This window comes from Arthrobacter sp. B0427-1-12, assembly GCF_059092905.1.
Genome location: NZ_JBNHIC010000010.1, coordinates 13,427 through 29,751 on the forward strand (window position 1 = coordinate 13,427; position 16,325 = coordinate 29,751).

12 protein-coding genes and 1 tRNA gene are annotated in these 16,325 nt (G+C 67.0%); 3 read left to right on the forward strand and 10 right to left on the reverse strand.

All coding sequences use genetic code 11. The features are described from left to right. The first annotated feature begins 12 nt into the window (after positions 1-12). Positions 13-780: a hypothetical protein gene (locus tag AC5RWU_RS08575; RefSeq protein ID WP_494030538.1), complete on the forward strand. Its 768-nt coding sequence runs from the start codon at positions 13-15 to the stop codon at positions 778-780. 36 nt (positions 781-816) lie between these two features. On the opposite strand, the gene AC5RWU_RS08580 is transcribed toward AC5RWU_RS08575, so the two are convergent. Both AC5RWU_RS08580 and AC5RWU_RS08585 read right to left on the reverse strand, forming a co-directional pair. Continuing rightward, positions 817-1,206 (reverse strand): MarR family winged helix-turn-helix transcriptional regulator, encoded by a 390-nt coding sequence (locus AC5RWU_RS08580; protein WP_494030610.1) that lies wholly within the window; start codon positions 1,204-1,206, stop codon positions 817-819. An 86-nt stretch (positions 1,207-1,292) separates the two neighbouring features. Beyond that, positions 1,293-2,417 (reverse strand): LLM class flavin-dependent oxidoreductase, encoded by a 1,125-nt coding sequence (locus AC5RWU_RS08585; protein WP_494030539.1) that lies wholly within the window; start codon positions 2,415-2,417, stop codon positions 1,293-1,295. A gap of 257 nt (positions 2,418-2,674) precedes the next feature. Here AC5RWU_RS08585 and AC5RWU_RS08590 point away from each other — a divergent pair, with 257 nt between their 5' ends. Further along, positions 2,675-3,337, forward strand: coding sequence for a TetR/AcrR family transcriptional regulator (locus AC5RWU_RS08590; protein ID WP_494030540.1), 663 nt, complete (start codon positions 2,675-2,677; stop codon positions 3,335-3,337). 35 nt (positions 3,338-3,372) lie between these two features. Here AC5RWU_RS08590 and AC5RWU_RS08595 read toward each other — a convergent pair whose 3' ends face one another. The 3 genes from AC5RWU_RS08595 to AC5RWU_RS08605 all read right to left on the reverse strand — a co-directional run bounded on the left by AC5RWU_RS08595 (position 3,373) and on the right by AC5RWU_RS08605 (position 9,943). After that, a complete protein-coding gene (locus AC5RWU_RS08595) occupies positions 3,373-6,534 on the reverse strand; it encodes an efflux RND transporter permease subunit (protein WP_494030541.1) in 3,162 nt (1,053 codons plus the stop codon). 70 nt (positions 6,535-6,604) lie between these two features. Continuing rightward, the gene (locus AC5RWU_RS08600) at positions 6,605-8,032 is read right to left on the reverse strand and encodes a malate:quinone oxidoreductase (RefSeq protein WP_494030542.1); all 1,428 of its coding nucleotides are present in this window, start codon (positions 8,030-8,032) and stop codon (positions 6,605-6,607) included. 213 nt (positions 8,033-8,245) lie between these two features. Continuing rightward, a complete protein-coding gene (locus AC5RWU_RS08605; RefSeq protein ID WP_494030543.1) occupies positions 8,246-9,943 on the reverse strand; it encodes an ABC transporter substrate-binding protein in 1,698 nt (565 codons plus the stop codon). Between the two features lie 144 nt (positions 9,944-10,087). Here AC5RWU_RS08605 and AC5RWU_RS08610 point away from each other — a divergent pair, with 144 nt between their 5' ends. Then, a complete protein-coding gene (locus AC5RWU_RS08610) occupies positions 10,088-11,776 on the forward strand; it encodes an ABC transporter ATP-binding protein (RefSeq protein ID WP_494030544.1) in 1,689 nt (562 codons plus the stop codon). Between the two features lie 69 nt (positions 11,777-11,845). Here the strand turns inward: AC5RWU_RS08610 and AC5RWU_RS08615 are convergent, their stop codons facing one another. The 5 genes from AC5RWU_RS08615 to bcp all read right to left on the reverse strand — a co-directional run bounded on the left by AC5RWU_RS08615 (position 11,846) and on the right by bcp (position 16,279). Beyond that, positions 11,846-12,790 (reverse strand): ABC transporter permease, encoded by a 945-nt coding sequence (locus tag AC5RWU_RS08615; RefSeq protein WP_494030545.1) that lies wholly within the window; start codon positions 12,788-12,790, stop codon positions 11,846-11,848. Continuing rightward, on the reverse strand, positions 12,787-13,791 hold the full coding sequence (locus AC5RWU_RS08620; RefSeq protein WP_494030546.1) for an ABC transporter permease: 1,005 nt from the start codon (positions 13,789-13,791) through the stop codon (positions 12,787-12,789). Before AC5RWU_RS08620 ends, AC5RWU_RS08615 begins: the two co-directional genes overlap by 4 nt. 5 nt (positions 13,792-13,796) lie before the next feature. Further along, entirely contained in the window at positions 13,797-15,485 is a 1,689-nt protein-coding gene (locus tag AC5RWU_RS08625; protein ID WP_494030547.1) for an ABC transporter substrate-binding protein, read from the reverse strand. Positions 15,486-15,609: 124 nt separating this feature from the next. Next, a tRNA-Leu gene (locus AC5RWU_RS08630) sits at positions 15,610-15,694 on the reverse strand. A 114-nt stretch (positions 15,695-15,808) separates the two neighbouring features. After that, a complete protein-coding gene (gene bcp, locus AC5RWU_RS08635) occupies positions 15,809-16,279 on the reverse strand; it encodes a thioredoxin-dependent thiol peroxidase (RefSeq protein WP_494030548.1) in 471 nt (156 codons plus the stop codon). Positions 16,280-16,325: the final 46 nt, after the last annotated feature.

The following is a 16,325-nucleotide window of genomic DNA, read 5'->3' on the forward strand; positions in this document are numbered from 1 at the left end:
GGCGGTCCTGAGATGAAGCTTCGGTGCGTTGCGCCGGCGGCGGTGGCCGCCGGGATACTGCTTCTGACCGGCTGCACCGGAGGCCAGGCTCCGCAGGCCACGGACCCGGCCACAGAAGCAGTTCCGGGCGCTGCGGATTCCGGGACCGGCACTGCAGCCGCCCCGCCGGCCAGCGACCCCGGAACCACGTCAACCGGCTCCAGCCCGGGCTGGAAAAGGTACAGCGACCCGTCGAACCTGGTCGCCTTCGAACTGCCCGAAGCGTGGATTGTCCAGGCCGTACCCCCGGCGGAGGGCACGGCCGAAGGTGCCGTGGCGCTTCAGGTGAAGAACGGCGAAGGCGCCGTGCTTGCGGAGCTGCGCACCGGAATCCAGGGCCTGGACCGCGGGTGTGATGCCGCGGGTGCGCTGCCCTATACGGTCCTGTCCAGCGTTCCCATGGAGCTCCCCGCGGTAGGGGATCAGCCTGGAGTGCACGTGGAACCCCGCTTCGTCTTCCGGGTACTGCAGGGGTACCGGTTCTTTGGTTCCTACGGGATCACCAACCTGGTCAACGGCCCGGACAACCGCGCCTGCCGGCTGTACAACGTGGTGGAGGGGCCCGCGCCGGTCAACGGCTACATGTTCGGCGACGTGCTGCAGGCCACGGCTCCGGCGCCGGCGGACCCGGTGGAGCCGCTGAAGGCCTTCAATACCATTGCCGAGGCCCAGGAGTACTCACTGACCCCGGAGTTCCAGACCATCCAGCGGATGATCACCTCACTGACCGTGGCTCCCTGAGCTCTTAGCTTCCGGACCGCCTACCCTCCGGACCACCTACCCTCCGGTACGGGGCGGCAGGTTGTTGAGCAGTTTGTCCGTCAGGGCCTTGAGCTGCGCCATCTCCTCATCCGTCAGCGCCGGCCCGACCAGTTCGACGATATCCTCCACATGGCTGCGGCCCATGACGCGCTGCGTCCTGCGGCCCTCGTCGGTCAGGCCGATCAGCACGCCGCGGGCGTCGTCGGGAGCAGGCCTGCGCTGGACCAGGCCCTTGGCCTCGAGCCGTTCCACCATGCGGCTGAGGCTCGGCTGGCTGATCAGCACATGCTCGTTGAGCTCATTGAGCCGCAGCCAGCCCTCCGGACAGCGCGTGAGGTTGAACAGGACGTCATACTCACGCAGGCTCAGCTGCTTGAACACCGGTGCCGCCTGCAGGCGGCGCATCACACCCACCTGGGCCCGGAACAGGGATTCCCAGGTTTCGGCCGTCAGCTTCCTGCGCCGGCGGTCAGCATCGGACGGCACGGCGCTCAGCTCCCGGTGACGTCGTCGGTTACGCCGGCGGCTGCGGCGACCTTGGGGCCGCCGAGCGCGGCGACGCGGGACGCGTGGGTCGGGGCGTCCGGCACGTGGGCGGGTTTGCGGGCGGCAAATTCGGCGCGCAGGGTGGGCAGGACATACTCGCCGAACAGGTCCAGCTGTTCCAGCACGGTCTTCAGCGGCAGGCCGGCGTGGTCGATCAAAAAGAGCTGGCGCTGGTAGTCGCCGAAGTATTCCTGGAAGGTGAGGGTCTTCTCGATGACCTCCTGCGGGCTGCCCACGGTCAGCGGGGTCTGGGCGGTGAAGTCCTCCATGGACGGGCCGCCGCCGTAGACCGGCGCGTTGTCGAAGTAGGGGCGGAATTCGCGCACAGCGTCCTGGGAGTTCTTCCGCATGAAGAACTGGCCGCCCAGCCCGACGATCGCCTGGTCCGCCGAACCGTGGCCGTAGTGTTCGTAGCGTTCGCGGTAGAGGCCGATGAGCTGCATGTAGTGCTCCTTGGGCCAGAAGATGTTGTTGGCGAAGAAGCCGTCGCCGAAGTAGGCGGCGATCTCGGCCACCTGCGGGGTGCGGATGGATCCGTGCCAGACGAAGGGGGCGACGCCGTCGAGCGGGCGCGGGGTGGAGGTGAAGTTGTGCAGCGGCGTGCGGTGCTTGCCCTGCCAGTTGACCACCTCGTTGTCCCACAGCATGCGCAGCAGCTGGTAGTTCTCCACCGTCAGTTCGACGCTGTCCTGGATGTTCTTGCCGAACCAGGGGTAGACCGGGGCGGTGTTGCCGCGGCCCAGGACCAGGTCCACCCGGCCGTCCGCGACATGCTGGAGCATAGCGAAGTCCTCGGCGATCTTCACCGGGTCATTGGTGGTGATCAGCGTCGTGGCGGTGGAGAGGATGAGCCGCTCGGTCTGCGCGGCGATGTAGCCCAGCAGGGTGGTGGGGGAGCTGGCGTAGAAGGGCGGGTTGTGGTGCTCGCCGGTGGCGTAGACATCCATCCCGATCTCTTCGGCCTTCTTCGCGATCGCCACCGCCGCCTTGATGCGCTCGTGTTCGGTGGGCATCCGGCCGGTGGTGGGGTCCCGGGTGATGTCCGTGACTGAAAATACGCCGATCTGCATGTGAGCCTTCCTCAGCGGGCCTGCGGGCCGCAGCCCGGAAAATTGTATGCTTTTGCATCTATTATACTGCATAACTGGTGCCGGATGGGAAATGTTCCCGGTGCGGGGAACTTCTCCGCTGACCGCCGCCTGCTCCGCTGAAAGCATCATAGGCCCGTCCCGCACCGCACAACAGCATCTGCGCAATCCCGGCGAGGACGCCGCAGCCGCCGGTGGAACCGTTGCTGCCCCCAAGGCAGGGGCCTAGAATCTTGAACATGCGTTCAAAGCCGGATCAGGCGGATCCAGCAGCCAAGGCACGGATCCGGGATGCCGCCGTCGTACTGTTCGGCGAAGCCGGATTCGCCAAGGCGAGCGTGCGCGCGGTGGCGGAGGCCGCCGGTGTCAGTCCAGGGCTGGTCATCCACTACTTCGGTTCGAAGGAGGGGCTGCGGCTCGCCTGCGACGATTACGTCGCCGAAACCATCTTGGGCGGGCCAACGGACGCTTCCGACGGCGGGGCGGCCGGGCGGCTCGAGGAGGCACTGCGCGCCGTGGACCGGTACCGGCCGGAAATGACGTACCTGGCCCGCATGCTGCACGACGGAACCGAGGTGGGCGACCACCTCTTCGACCTGTTCGTTCAATCCACGCGGACCCAACTCCGTGATGGCATCGCCAGCGGCCGGATCAGGCCCAGTTCCGACGTCGACGCGCTGGCAGTCATGGTGGCCGCCTACGGGCTGGTGCCGCTGGCCATGGGGCGGCACCTGGGCCGCTGCCTGGGCACCGGTCCGGACGGACTGTCGCCGGAACTGCTGGAGCGGCTGGCCCTCCCGCTCCTGGAGCTCTACACCCACGGGCTGTATGCGGATGCGTCGCTGCTGGAACAGGCCCGTACTGCGGACGGCAAACCCGACGGCAAGGTGGCCGGACGATAGGTCCGATGATAGGATCTTCGGCCTCGCCTACTGACTCACCGCTGCGCGGCCACCGCCGCTTCCGGCTGAGCCGCCGGTCCGCCGCCGGAGTCCATTCCCCGCAGGTCCTTCCGCAGGGCGCGCGCCTCGCGCCGTCCCTCGACCAGCCGGTAGAGCACCGGCACCAACACGAGCGTCAGTGCGGTGGAGGAAACCAGGCCGCCGATGACGACGACGGCGAGCGGCTGCGAGATGAAGCCGCCCTGGCCGGTCAGGCCCAGGGCCATCGGAGTCAGCGCGAAGACTGTGGCCAGTGCCGTCATCAGGATCGGGCGCAGCCGCTGCCTGGCCCCGTGCGTGATGGCAGCCGCCACGCCCAGGCCGGGACCGCCGTCGTGCGGGCGGCGGTACTGGTTGATCAGGTCGATGAGGACGATCGCGTTGGTGACCACAATGCCGACCAGCATCAGCATGCCGATCAGTGACGGCAGGCCCAGCGGTATCCCGGTGACCACCAGCAGCGCGATGGCGCCGGTGGCGGCAAACGGGACGGAAACCAACAGGATCAGCGGCTGGACGAGGCTCTTGAAGGTCGCGACCATGATCACGTAGACGATGGCGATGGCTGCCAGCAGCGCCCAGCCAAGCTGCCGGAACGATTCGGCCTGCTCCGTGGCCGCTCCGCCCAGGGTAGCCGTTACGCTCAGCGGCAGGTCCAGGCCGTCCAGCGTGGTCCGGACTTCGTTGCTGAAGGCACCGAGGTCGCCGCCGGCCGGGGTGACGGAGACGACGGCGGTGCGCTCGCCGCCGGAGCTGGTGATCGAGGCGGGGGCAAGGGTTTCCTCGACGGCCGCCAGTTCGGTCAGCTGCACGGGCCCGGCGGAGGTCGGGACCATGACGCCGCGCAGCTGGTCCACGCTGGTGAATTCGGTGCCCTCGCCGATCAGGACCGGATAGTCGGTGGTTCCGAAGCGGACGGTGCCGCCGGGCACCGGAGTGATGGTGGAGGCCAGCAGCCCGGCGATTTCTTCCTCGTTCAGCCCCGCCGCCACGGCCTTGGCCCGGTCGATGGACACCCGGACCACCGGTTCCGAGGCGGAGAGGTTGCTGGCGACCTCGGCTGCGCCGGGCAACTCCCGGAACGCCGAGACCAGGGTGTCCGAGGCCGCGCGCAGTTCATCCGGGTTGCTCGCCGAGATGTTCACGCCGATGGATCTGGACGTGCCGAAGCCGCCGCCCTGCGTTCCCAGCGTGATGGTGCCCGCGTCCGCGAGGGCTTCCGCCCGGGAACGGACCGCCTCCCGGAGGGCAGCCTGGTCCACCCCGGCTTCGGTAATGACGGTGAACTGGGCCACCGATGCCCCCGCCGACGAGAAGCGGCCCAGCCCGCCGGTGGAGTTGCCGATGGTGACCTGGACGTTCTCGATGCCCCCGGTGTCCGCCAGCAGCTCCTCGACCCGGGCGGCGGCCCGGTCGGTGGCTTCGAGGCTGGTGCCGGCCGGCATTTCCTGGCGAAGGCTGAAGCTGTTCTGGCCGGAATCACCCAGCAGGTTGGTCTGCAGCAGCGGCACCATGGCGCCCGTGCCGGCCAGGATGAGGCCGGCGGCAACCAGCGTGGCGACGGGATGCTTCTGGGTCGCGGAGAGCACCGGCAGGTAGCCGCGCTGCAGCCGGGAGCGCTGCTCTTTGGCCTCGGCGGCAGTGCGTACCTGGGCCGCATCGAGCCGCCCGTCCGCCGGTTTGACGAACCAGTAGGCCAGCACCGGGACGATGGTCAGCGATACGGCCAGGGACGCCAGCAGCGCCAGTGCCGTTGTGACGGCAAAGGGCCGGAAGAGCTCGCCGGCCAGCTCGCCGACGAAGGCGATCGGCAGGAACACCGCCACCGTGGTCAGGGTGGAGGCGGTAATGGCCCCGGCCACCTCGCGCACGGCGGTCAGGATCGCCGTGCGTTTGTCTTCGCCGTAGCCCACGTGCCGCTTGATGTTCTCCACGACGACGATCGAGTCATCGACGACGCGGCCGATGGCGATGGTCAATGCCCCCAGGGTGAGGATGTTGAGCGAATAGCCGAAGGCGTAGAGGCCGAGGAACGTCGCCAGCAGCGACAGCGGAATGGAGATGGCGGTAATGAGCGTGGAGCGGGCCGACAGCAGGAAGACCAGGATGACCAGGACGGCGAAGCCCAGTCCCAGCAGTCCTTCGGTGGTCAAATCATCGATCGATTTCTCGATGAACGGCGCCTGGTCGAAGACCATCGTGAACTTCGCGCCGGATCCCAGCTCCGCCTCGAGCTGGGGGATGAGGGCATTAATGGCATGGGAGATGGCGACGGTGTCGCCCTCGGGTGTCTTGGTGACGGCGACGGCGAGTGTTTCGGCGCCGTTGGTCCGGGTGATGGACATGCGGTCGTCCTCGGCGATGTCGACGGCGGCGACGTCGCCAATGGTGACGGGGCCGCCGTCGGCCGGGCCGGCGCCGGACTCCAACGGCAGGTTCCGGACCTTGTCCAGACTGTCCAGCGGTGAGCCGATCTGCACGGAGAGCGACTTCCCGTCCTGCTCCACGGTGCCGGCCGGTGCCAGGCCGCCGCTGTTGCGCAGACTGTCCGCGATGGCGGAAACTTCGACGCCGTTGGCAGCCAGCGCGGCGCCGTCCGGGAGGATGGCCAGGTGCTGGCGGGCGCCGCCGGTCACCTCGGCGTCGCGGACGCCGTCGACCTTCTCCAGTCGCGGCACCGTCAGCCGCTGCAGTTCCGTATTCAGTTCGCTGAGCGGCAGGTCGGAGGAAACCGCCATGAAGACGATCGGGATGTCGTTGACGCTGCCGGTCACCGACTGCGGTGAAACCTCGTCCGGCAGCAGGTCGCGCGAGTTGGAGATGGCCCGGTCGACCTGACTGCGGGCGCGGTCCAGGTTGGTGCCGTAGGCGAAGGTCAGGCTGATCGTGGACAGGCCGGTCCGGGAGGTCGCGAGGGACGACTCCAGGTTCTCCACCGCATTGAGCGCACCCTCCAACGGCTCGCTGACCTGCTTGTCCAGGACCTCGGGGGAGGCACCGGGCATGGCCGTGACTACCGTGACGCGCGGAAATTCGAGTGAGGGGATGAGCTCCTGCTTGAGCGAGCCCATGGTGATGACGCCGAAGACGGCAACGATAACGGTGATCAGGGCGATGAGTGCCCTGTTTGCCAGTGATAAACGCGCCAAGCGGAACATGGCCTGCCTCCCCCGGGGCGGATACGAGTCAGGGTTCCGGCGCGGTGGCCGGAACCCTGACGAGTACGGATCAGTTCAGTTCGAGAACCTTGTTCGTTTCGGCGAGGATCTCATCGGCCAGCTGCTCGTTGTCATTGAGCTTGACGCCGTAGCCGGGGATCATTTCCTTCAGCTTCGGCTCCCAGCCGGTCATCTGCTGCGGGAAGCAGCGCTTGAGCAGCTGGATCATGATCGGGGCAGCGGTGGAAGCTCCCGGGGAGGCGCCCAGCAGGGCGCCGATGCTGCCGTCCGCGGAGGTGATCACCTCGGTGCCGAACTGCAGCACACCGCCCTTCTTCGGGTCCTTCTTGATGACCTGGACGCGCTGGCCGGCAGTGATCAGCTCCCAGGGGCCGCCGTCGGCTTCCGGGTAGAACTGGCGCAGGGCGTTGTTCTTGGCCTCGCGGCTCTTGAGGACCTCGGAGACCAGGTACTTGACCAGGCCCAGGTTGTCCTTGCCGACGGCGAGCATCGGAATCAGGTTGGACGGGCGGACGGACAGCGGCAGGTCCAGGAAGGAGCCGGTCTTGAGGAACTTCGGGGAGAAGCCGCCGTACGGGCCGAACAGCAGGGAACGCTTGCCGTTGACGAAGCGGGTATCCAGGTGGGGTACGGACATGGGCGGAGCGCCGACGGATGCCTGGCCGTAGACCTTGGCGTTGTGCTGGCTGATGACCGATTCGTCGGTGCAGCGCAGGAACTGGCCGGAGACCGGGAAGCCGGCGTAGCCCTTGCCCTCAGGAATGCCGGAGCGCTGCAGCAGGTGCAGGGCTCCGCCGCCGCCGCCGATGAACACGAACCTGGCGTTCACGGTCTTCTTGTCGCCGTTCTTGCGGTCCTTGACCTCGACCTGCCAGCGGCCGTCGGTGCCGCGGGATACGTCCGTCACCTCGTGGTTGAAGCTGAGGTCGGCGCCGTTGGCGGCGAGGTAGCTGGTGAGCTGGCGGGTCAGGGCACCGAAGTCGACGTCGGTGCCGCCGACGACGCGTGAACCGGCAACGCGCTGGCCGGCATCACGGCCCTTCATGACCAGCGGGGCCCACTGGGCCAGCTCGTCGTGGTCCTCGGAGAATTCGATGGTCTTGAAGAGGGTATTGGGTTTGAGGGCGTCGTAGCGGCGGCGCAGGTAGTCGGAGTGTGCGTCTCCCCAGACAAAGCTCATGTGGGGCAGCGGGTTGATGAAGTTCTTCGGGGAGCCGATGTGCCCGTTGGAGACCAGGTGGGACCAGAACTGGCGGGAAATCTGGAACTGCTCGTTGATGCCGATCGCCTTGGCGGGATCGACGGAGCCGTCCTTGGCCGCTGGAGTGTAGTTGAGTTCGCAGAGCGCAGCGTGTCCCGTGCCGGCGTTGTTCCACGGATCGGAGCTCTCCAGGCCGGCCTGGTCCAGCCGCTCGAACAGGGAGATGCTCCAATCCGGCTGGAGCTGCTTGAGGAAGGCACCGAGCGTGGCGCTCATAATGCCTCCACCGATCAAAACGACGTCAATGTTGTTTGAATTATTAGCAGTCAACTTCATTCTCCCGATGCGCGGTCGCTAGCCCTAGAAGGGTACCGCGTGTCAAGGCCCTTACTAAAATTGCGGGCGGTTTGTAAAGGGGGTCACGGTCAAAAAATGTTTCGCGGCTCTTGTGCCGGCCGGTCCGATGGTCCTCGGCGCGGGCCGCCGTTGTCAGCGCAGCCGTACCTTGTTGAGGACTTCATCGAGTACAGGGCTGGCCGGATAGCTTTCCACCCGGTTGCCCAGGGCCACTGCGGAGACGGGGAAGGCCAGCGGAACCGCGGGCACCAGTTCGGAAACCGCCGTGCTGATCTTCTGGTAAGCCTGGACCCGTTCCGGCCCCTCGGGCAGGGACCGGGCGTTGCTGATCCGTGTGAACAGCAGAATGTCGTTAAAGCCGAACTCCGCGCTGGGCGCGCCGAATAGCGGGCTGATGAAGTGGTCCGGATCCTGGTAGCTGCCGCTCCAGCCGCCGAGGTGGAAGGCACGGTCGCCGGCGCTGCGGATCTTGGCCAGGTAGCCGTCGGACCATTCGATTGGCACGGGCTTGATATTCAGACCGGCGGCCGTGAGCTGGCGGCTCAGCTCGGCGTAGACCTTTTCCGGGGTGGGCAGGTAGGCGCGCGTGACATTGCGCGGGTAGTAGAACGGCAGCGGTTCCCCGCTGTAGCCAGCCTCGGCCAGCAGTTCCCTGGCCAGCGCCGGGTTGTAGCCCGAATTCCGGATGTCCTCGCTGGTGACCGCCAGCTTCGGCGGAATGAACTGGTTGGCAGGCTTGGTGCCGTTCAGGAACAGGCCGTCCAGCAGCGCATCCTTGTCAATGGCGTGGGAAATCGCCTGGCGGAATTTCAGATTGTCCACGCCGGGGAAGGACGCGTTCATCCCCAGGTACAGCACGGAGTACGGGTCCCGGTGCAGGATCTGCCGGCCGTTGCGGGCCAGTGCCGTGACATTGGAGACGGTGACCAGATCGTAGCCGTCGATGTCTCCGGTTTCCAGGGCACGCCGCCGGCTATCCGGATGCTGAATCATGCGGAACACGACCGTTTGGATCTCGCCGCGGTCCCCCCAGTAGTCGGGATTGGAGGTCAGCGTCACCACATCGCCCTCCCAGCTTCCGAACCTGAACGGCCCGGTACCCACGGGATGCTCGGCATAGGCAGAAAGCCGGACACCGTTGCGGGTCCGTGTCAGTTGGTCCGCGGCCTGTTCGGCCAGCGCCTTGGGGGAGGAGATGGCGAAGGCCGGCTGTGAAAGCGCCGGGATGAACCCCGTCATCCGGGTGGTCAGGTTGATCTGTACCTGGTGCTCACCCTGGGGTTCACAGCTCTTGTAGGCGGACTTTTCGGGGGTGTCGGCGAAGGCGCCGAAAACGGACTTGAAAGCCAGTTCTTCACTGGAGCCGCGCACCTGCTCGGGGAAGCTGAACCAGCGGTTGAAGTTGGCGCAGACCGCGGCCGAATTGAAGGGCTCGCCGTCGTGGAACCGGACGTTCTCCCGCAGCGTGAACACGTAGCTGCGGCCGTAATTGGTCTCTTCCCAGGACGTGGCCAGCTGCGGGGCCGGGGTGTTGATGTTCGGGTCCACGCCCACCAGGCCCTCCAGCATCTGCCGGGTAATGCGGAAGGACTCAGTATCCGAACGCAGGGCCGGGTCCAGCCCCACGGGAGCGGCGGCGGTGCCGAAGGTGAAGGTCTCTGTGGGTGCCGCTGCGGCGGACCCCGCCGGAGACGATGCACCGCCGGACAAGCCAGGGCTTCCGGATTGGGCAGGACTTCCTGCCGAGGCGGTACTGCAGGCAGCCAGCGCCAAGGCGGATGCTGCGGCGGCGGTTGCCGCGAAAAAGCGCCGCACGGCGGATCGTCTCACTGCCACTATCTCCTCCGTGCGGATCTGCGTATCCCCGGTCTTGCTCACATGGCCGGTACGACTCCCCAGTGTAAATGATAAAAATGCGGCAAAAGGCGCTGAGATTCCGCTCACATTCGCCCGTTTCCGGGGCAGGATGGAGCAATGACGGATACCGGACCGGACCCTGGGCTGCTCGAGGTTACGGATCTTGCCGTGACGTTCCGTACCCTGTACGGCGAGGTCGCCGCCGTCGAAAGCGCCAGCCTGAGCCTCGCCGCAGGCAGGACCCTGGCCATCGTGGGGGAATCGGGATCCGGGAAGTCGACGACGGCGATGGCCGTCATCGGGCTGCTGCCCGGCAACGGACGGATCATCAGGGGCAGCATCCGCTTCGATGGGCAGGAACTCGTGGGACTGCCCGAAAGCAGGATGCGGGCCATCCGCGGTCGATCCATAGGCCTGGTCCCGCAGGACCCGATGTCGAACCTGAATCCGGTCACCCGGATCGGCACGCAGGTGGCGGAGACCCTGCTGGTCCATGGCATGGCGACCTCGAAGAATGTGGACCGGAAAGTAGTCGAGATCCTGACGGCGGCCGGACTGCCCAACGCCGCCGAACGTGCCCGGCAGTATCCGCACGAATTTTCCGGCGGGATGCGCCAGCGTGCGTTGATCGCCATCGGTTTGGCCTGCCGGCCCCGGCTGCTGATTGCGGATGAGCCCACCAGCGCGCTGGACGTGACCGTCCAGCGGACCATCCTCGACCAGCTGGAACGGATGACCCGGGAACTGGGCACTTCGGTGCTGCTGATTACCCACGACCTGGGCCTGGCCGCGGAGCGGGCGTCCGACGTGGTGGTGATGCACCGCGGCCGGGTCGTGGAAGCCGGCCCGGCACAGCAGCTCCTCAAGGATCCGCAGCACCCCTACACCCAGTCCCTGGTCCGGGCCGCGCCCAGCGTCGCGGCGGTGCGGCTGCGCCCCGCCGCGGCTGCAGGGGAGCGCCCGGCCGGAAAGGCGGCTGCCGGCAACATCGTGGAGCTGAGGGACCTGACCAAGGTGTACCGGATCCGGGGCAAAGCAGAGGATTTCTATGCGGCGCGCAATGTCACCTTGGATATTCCCCGCGGGCAGACCGTTGCGCTCGTCGGCGAATCCGGTTCCGGCAAGACGACCACGGCGCGCATGCTGCTGAAACTGATCGAACCCACCAGCGGCACCATGCTTTTCGACGGGATGGATATTGCCGCGCTGACGAAAGACCGGCTCAGGGACTTCCGGCAGCGGGTCCAGCCGGTCTTCCAGGATCCCTATTCCTCCCTGAATCCGATGTTCACCATCGAGCGCATCGTGGAGGAGCCCCTGAAGACCTACAAACGGGGCAACCCCGCCGAACGGTCGGCCCGGGTACGGGAACTGCTGGACCAGGTGGCGCTGCCGCAGTCCGTGCTGCGCCGCTATCCGGCCGAGCTGTCCGGCGGCCAGCGGCAGCGGGTGGCCATCGCCCGTGCGCTCGCACTGAAGCCGGAGCTGCTGGTGTGCGACGAGCCGGTCTCCGCCCTGGACGTGCTGGTGCAGGCCCAGATCCTGAAGCTGCTGGGGGACCTGCAGGCCGAACTGGGGCTCAGCTATCTGTTTATCTCCCACGATCTGGCCGTCGTGCGGCTGATCTCCGACTATGTCTGCGTGATGAAGGACGGCGAACTGGTGGAGGCCGCCGGCACCGAGGAGGTGTTCCGCAATCCGCGGCACCCCTATACGCGGCAGCTGCTGTCCTCGATCCCCGGCAACGCGCTGAAGATGGAGCGGGACCCGGGCCCGGCTAACGACGGCGGCGGTCTCGCCTCCTGAGTGGCCGCCGGCTTGAGTGCCGGCTTCAGCGTCCGGCGAGCGCCGGCCAGGTTCAAGCGCCGGCCGGATTCAGAGGGCGCGCGTCTTCGGGTCCAGGGCTTCCCGGAGGGCTTCACCGAGCAGCGTGAAGCCCAGCGCCGTGACGGCGATGCAGATGCCGGGCAGGAAGGCCAGCTGCGGCGCGACCGCCAGTTCGTCCTGGGCATACGTGAGCATGCGGCCCCACTCGGCCGTTTCCGGCCTGCCGCCGCCCAGTCCCAGGAAGGACAGCGCGGCCGCATCGATGACGGCGGTGGCCAGGGTCAGCGTCGCCTGGACGATGACCGGACCCACGCTGTTGGGCAGCACATGGCTCATGGTGATGGTGCGCCGGCTCAGCCCCAGCGTCTGCGCGGCCAGCACGTAGTCGGCTCCGCGCTGGGCCAGCATGGAGGACCGCAGCAGCCGGGCGAAGACTGGCACCTGCGGGACGCCGACGGCGATCATCACCGCGGAGGCGCCCTGGCCCAGGACCGCAGCGATGCTGACCGCAAGCAACAGGCTGGGGACGGACAGCAGGATGTCCACGAAGCGCATGACGACGTTGTCCAGCCATCCGCCGAACCCGCCCGCCAGGATGCCCAGCAGCATGCCGCCGGCCAGTCCCAGTGCGGTGGAGACTACACCGATCAGCAGGGAGGACTGCGCACCCCAGATGAGCTTGCTCAGGACATCGCCCCCGAAGCGGTCCAGGCCGAGCGGGTACTGCGGCAGCTCGCCCGGCCCCGGGATATGCGTGGGCGTGATTTGGGTCCGACCGGGCAGGTCCTCGCCCGCGAACGGAGCCAGCACCGGAGCCAGCGCCGCCACCAGCAGGAACGCGGCGACAATCACGGCACCGGCAATGGCCGCGGGATTCCTCCGCAGCCGCCGGAAGGCGTCCTTCCAGAGGCCGCTGCCGCCGGGTTCGGGCCGGGGAGCGGTGCCTGTTGGGGTTTCTGTTCCGCCGGCGGCCGGCGGCAGGTCCGTATTCATTGCACACGCACCCTCGGGTCGATGAAGCTGTACGAGATGTCCACCGCCAGGTTGATCAACGAGTAGATGACGGCGATGAAAATGATGAAGCCCTGGAGCACCGGGTAGTCCAGGTTGAAGATGGCGTCCCGGAGAAAGCGGCCGATCCCGTTGAAGGCGAAGACCGTTTCCGTGAGGACGGCTCCGGAAATGAGCAGGCCCAGCTGCAGCCCGATCGTGGTGACCACGGGCAGCATGGCGTTGCGCAGGATGAAGCGCCCGCGGATCGTGCGCTCCAGCAGCCCCTTGGCCCGCGCCATCCGGACGTAGTCCGAGTGCTGGACCTCCAGCACCGCGGCGCGCGTGATGCGCACGATGATGGCCAGCGGGATGGTGCCCAGGGCAATGCCGGGCAGGACCAGATGCATGAGCGCGTCCCACGCAGCGTCCCACTCCCGGGTCAGGAGGCCGTCCAGCACATAGAAATCCGTCACATGCGTGGCGCTGATCCGGGGATCCTGCCGGCCGTCGGTCGGCAGCAGCTGCCATTGGATGGCGAAGAGGTACTTCAGGATGAAGGCCAGGAAGAAGACGGGAACGGTGACGCCGACCAGGCTTAGGACCACGGAGCCGTGGTCCAGCGGACGCCCGTAGTGCCGTGCCGCCAGGTAGCCGAGCGGTATGCCCAGGCCCACGGCGAAGACCAGTGCCACGGCCGTCAGTTCGATAGTGGCGGGAAACCGCGTGGCGAGTTCCTCCAGCACCGGCCGCCCGGTGAGCGTGGAGACGCCGAAATCCCCCTGCAGCAGCTTGCCTATGTAGATGAAGTACTGCTCCAGCAGCGGCCGGTCGAAACCGTACAGTTCATTGATCCTGGCGATCGCCTCAGGGGTCGCCCGGTCGCCGAGCAGCGCAGTCGCCGGGCCGCCGGGAAGGCTGCGCACCCAGATAAAGAGCAGGATCGACAGGCCGATGAGCGTGGGGATCAGCAGTGCCAGCCGCTTGCCGATGACGCGCAGCACAACGGCTACTCGCTGAGCCGGATCTCGTTGAAGACCTCGTCGTTGACCGGGCTGGCGGGGTAGGACTCCACGCGCGGGGCAAAGGCGAGCGACGGCGCCGGGTGGGCCAGCGGGACCGCCGGCAGGAAGTTGGCGATGTCCTCGTTGATCTGCTGGTACAGCGGGGTCTGCTCTTCCACTTTGCTGACGGACCGGGCATCGGAAAGGGCCTTGAACAGGGCGGGGTTGTCGAAGCCGAACTCCGGCTTGGCCTGACCGAAGAACACGCCCACGAAGTTGTCCGTGTCATTGTAGTCGCCGGTCCAGCCCAGCAGGTGGATGCCGTGGTCTTCGGTGGCCTGGACCCGGTCCAGGTAGTCGGGGGACCATTTCGACGGCGCCGGGTCCACCGTGATTCCGGCCTCGGCCAGCTGTGCGCTCAGGCTGGTGAAGACCTGCTCCGGGGTGGGCATATACGGCCGGGAAACGCCGGTCGGATAGTTGAAGGTCAGGGTCAGACCATCCGGATAGCCGGCCTCGGCGAGCAGCTGCCTGGCCCGGTCCGGATCGTAGTCGTATCTGGGGACGTCGGGGTTGTAGCCGTTGACCGACTCGGGCACGAACTGGTCGGCGACCTTGGTGCCCTCCGGCAGCGTTTGGCGGACCAGGGCGTCCTTGTCGATGGCGTGCGCAATGGCCTGCCGCACCTTCGGGTCGGCCAGTTCCGGAACCTTCTGGTTGAATCCGAGGTACAGGATGGTGAACGGATCCCGGGCGACGATCTTGAACCCGGCGTCCCTCAGCGCCTGCGTGTCGGCCGGGGCCACGAGGTCATAGCCGTCGATGGAACCGGACTCCAGCGCCTGGCGGCGTGCCTGGGCGTTGTCGATGATCCGGAAGACCACCCGGTCGATCTGGCCCCGGTCGCCCCAGTAATCCTCGTTGACGGACAGCTCAAGCTGCTGTCCCACTTCCCAGCTGTCGAACGTGAAGGGGCCGGTGCCCACAGGGTGTGCCCTGGCGTATTCGCTTAGTTCGGGTGCCTCGGCCGAACCGCTGACGGCGTCGGCGTCGAATTCCTGCAGGGCGGTGGGGCTCTGCATGGCGAAGGAGGGAAGGGACAGAGCGGCGATGAAGCCGGCGAACGGCCGCGCCAGGTGGACCGTGACCTCGCTGCTGCCGCTGGGCTCACAGGACTCATAGACGGCGGTGTCCGGAGAATCGCTGAAGCCCTTGAACAAGGAGCCATAGTAATAGGCCACGGACTGCGACTGCAGGATCCCGGTGAAGTTGTACCAGCGGTCAAAGTTGAAGCAGACCGCTTCGGCGTTGAAGTCGGTACCGTCGTGGAACGTGACGCCTTCCTCGAGCTGGAAGGTGTAGGACAGGCCGTCGTCGGAACTCTCCCAGGACCGGGCGAGCAGGGGAGCCGGGTCCGCAGTACCGGGCTCCACCCCGACCAGGCCTTCGAAGATCTGGCGGCTGACCCGGAAGGACTCGCCGTCGCTGGCGAAGGCCGGATCAAGGGACTTGGGGTCGGAGGAGGCAGCAAAGACGAAGGTGGAGTCGACTGCTCCGTCTTCGCCTGCGCCGTCGGGGCGGTTGCTTTCCGCGCATGCGGTGAGCACCAGCGCACTGATGGCTATCCCGGCCAAGGCAGCGGCGGTGCGGCCTGCAGCGGTGCGTCCTGAGGGATGTTTCGCAACAAACGACATTGGTGCTCCTCGCAAACGAGTGACACGGGCCCGTGCGCGGCGGGGCGCCCCGCGGCGACCGCTGGGACACGGTTCCGCTTATGTGAGAGAGCCTAGTCCGCTGCGCTGACGCCGGGAAGAGAATTGGTGCGCGAGGCGGGACTTGAACCCGCACACCCGAAGGTACAGGAACCTAAATCCTGCGTGTCTGCCAATTTCACCACTCGCGCGTGACGGCGCCGGTACCTGCGCCGTCCCGGAATAGCGGTCCGGGACGGAATCCTCAGGGAGGGACGCCAGCCTCAAGTGTACCGTGGGCGGGCTGTGCCGGTGACGGCGGCGGGTCAGTCCAGGCCCAGGTCCCGCCGCAGTTTGGCAACGTGCCCCTTGGCGCGCACGTTGTACTGCGCCAGCGCCACCGCGCCGTCCGGATCGACGACAATCGTGGACCGGATCAGCCCTTCATAGGTCTTGCCGTAGTTCTTCTTTTCGCCCCAGGCGCCCCACGCCTCCGCGACCGCATGGTCCGCATCGGAGAGCAGCGGGAAATTCAGGCCCTCGGCCTCGGTGAACTTGATCAGCTTGTCGACCGGATCGGGGGAGATGCCGAGCACCGTGTAGCCGGCGGACTTCAGCGAGTTCAGGTTGTCGCGGAAATCGCATGCTTCAGTGGTGCAGCCGGGGGTCGAGGCCGCCGGATAGAAGTACACGATGACGTTCTGTCCGCGGCTGCCGGAGAGTGAAACTGTGTTGCCGTCTGCAGCCTTCAGGGTGAAATCGGGTGCTGTATCGCCCGCCGACAGTCGCTCGGCCATCGTTGATTCCTTCCGGTCGGTGATACGCCAGCTTATCCAACATTTC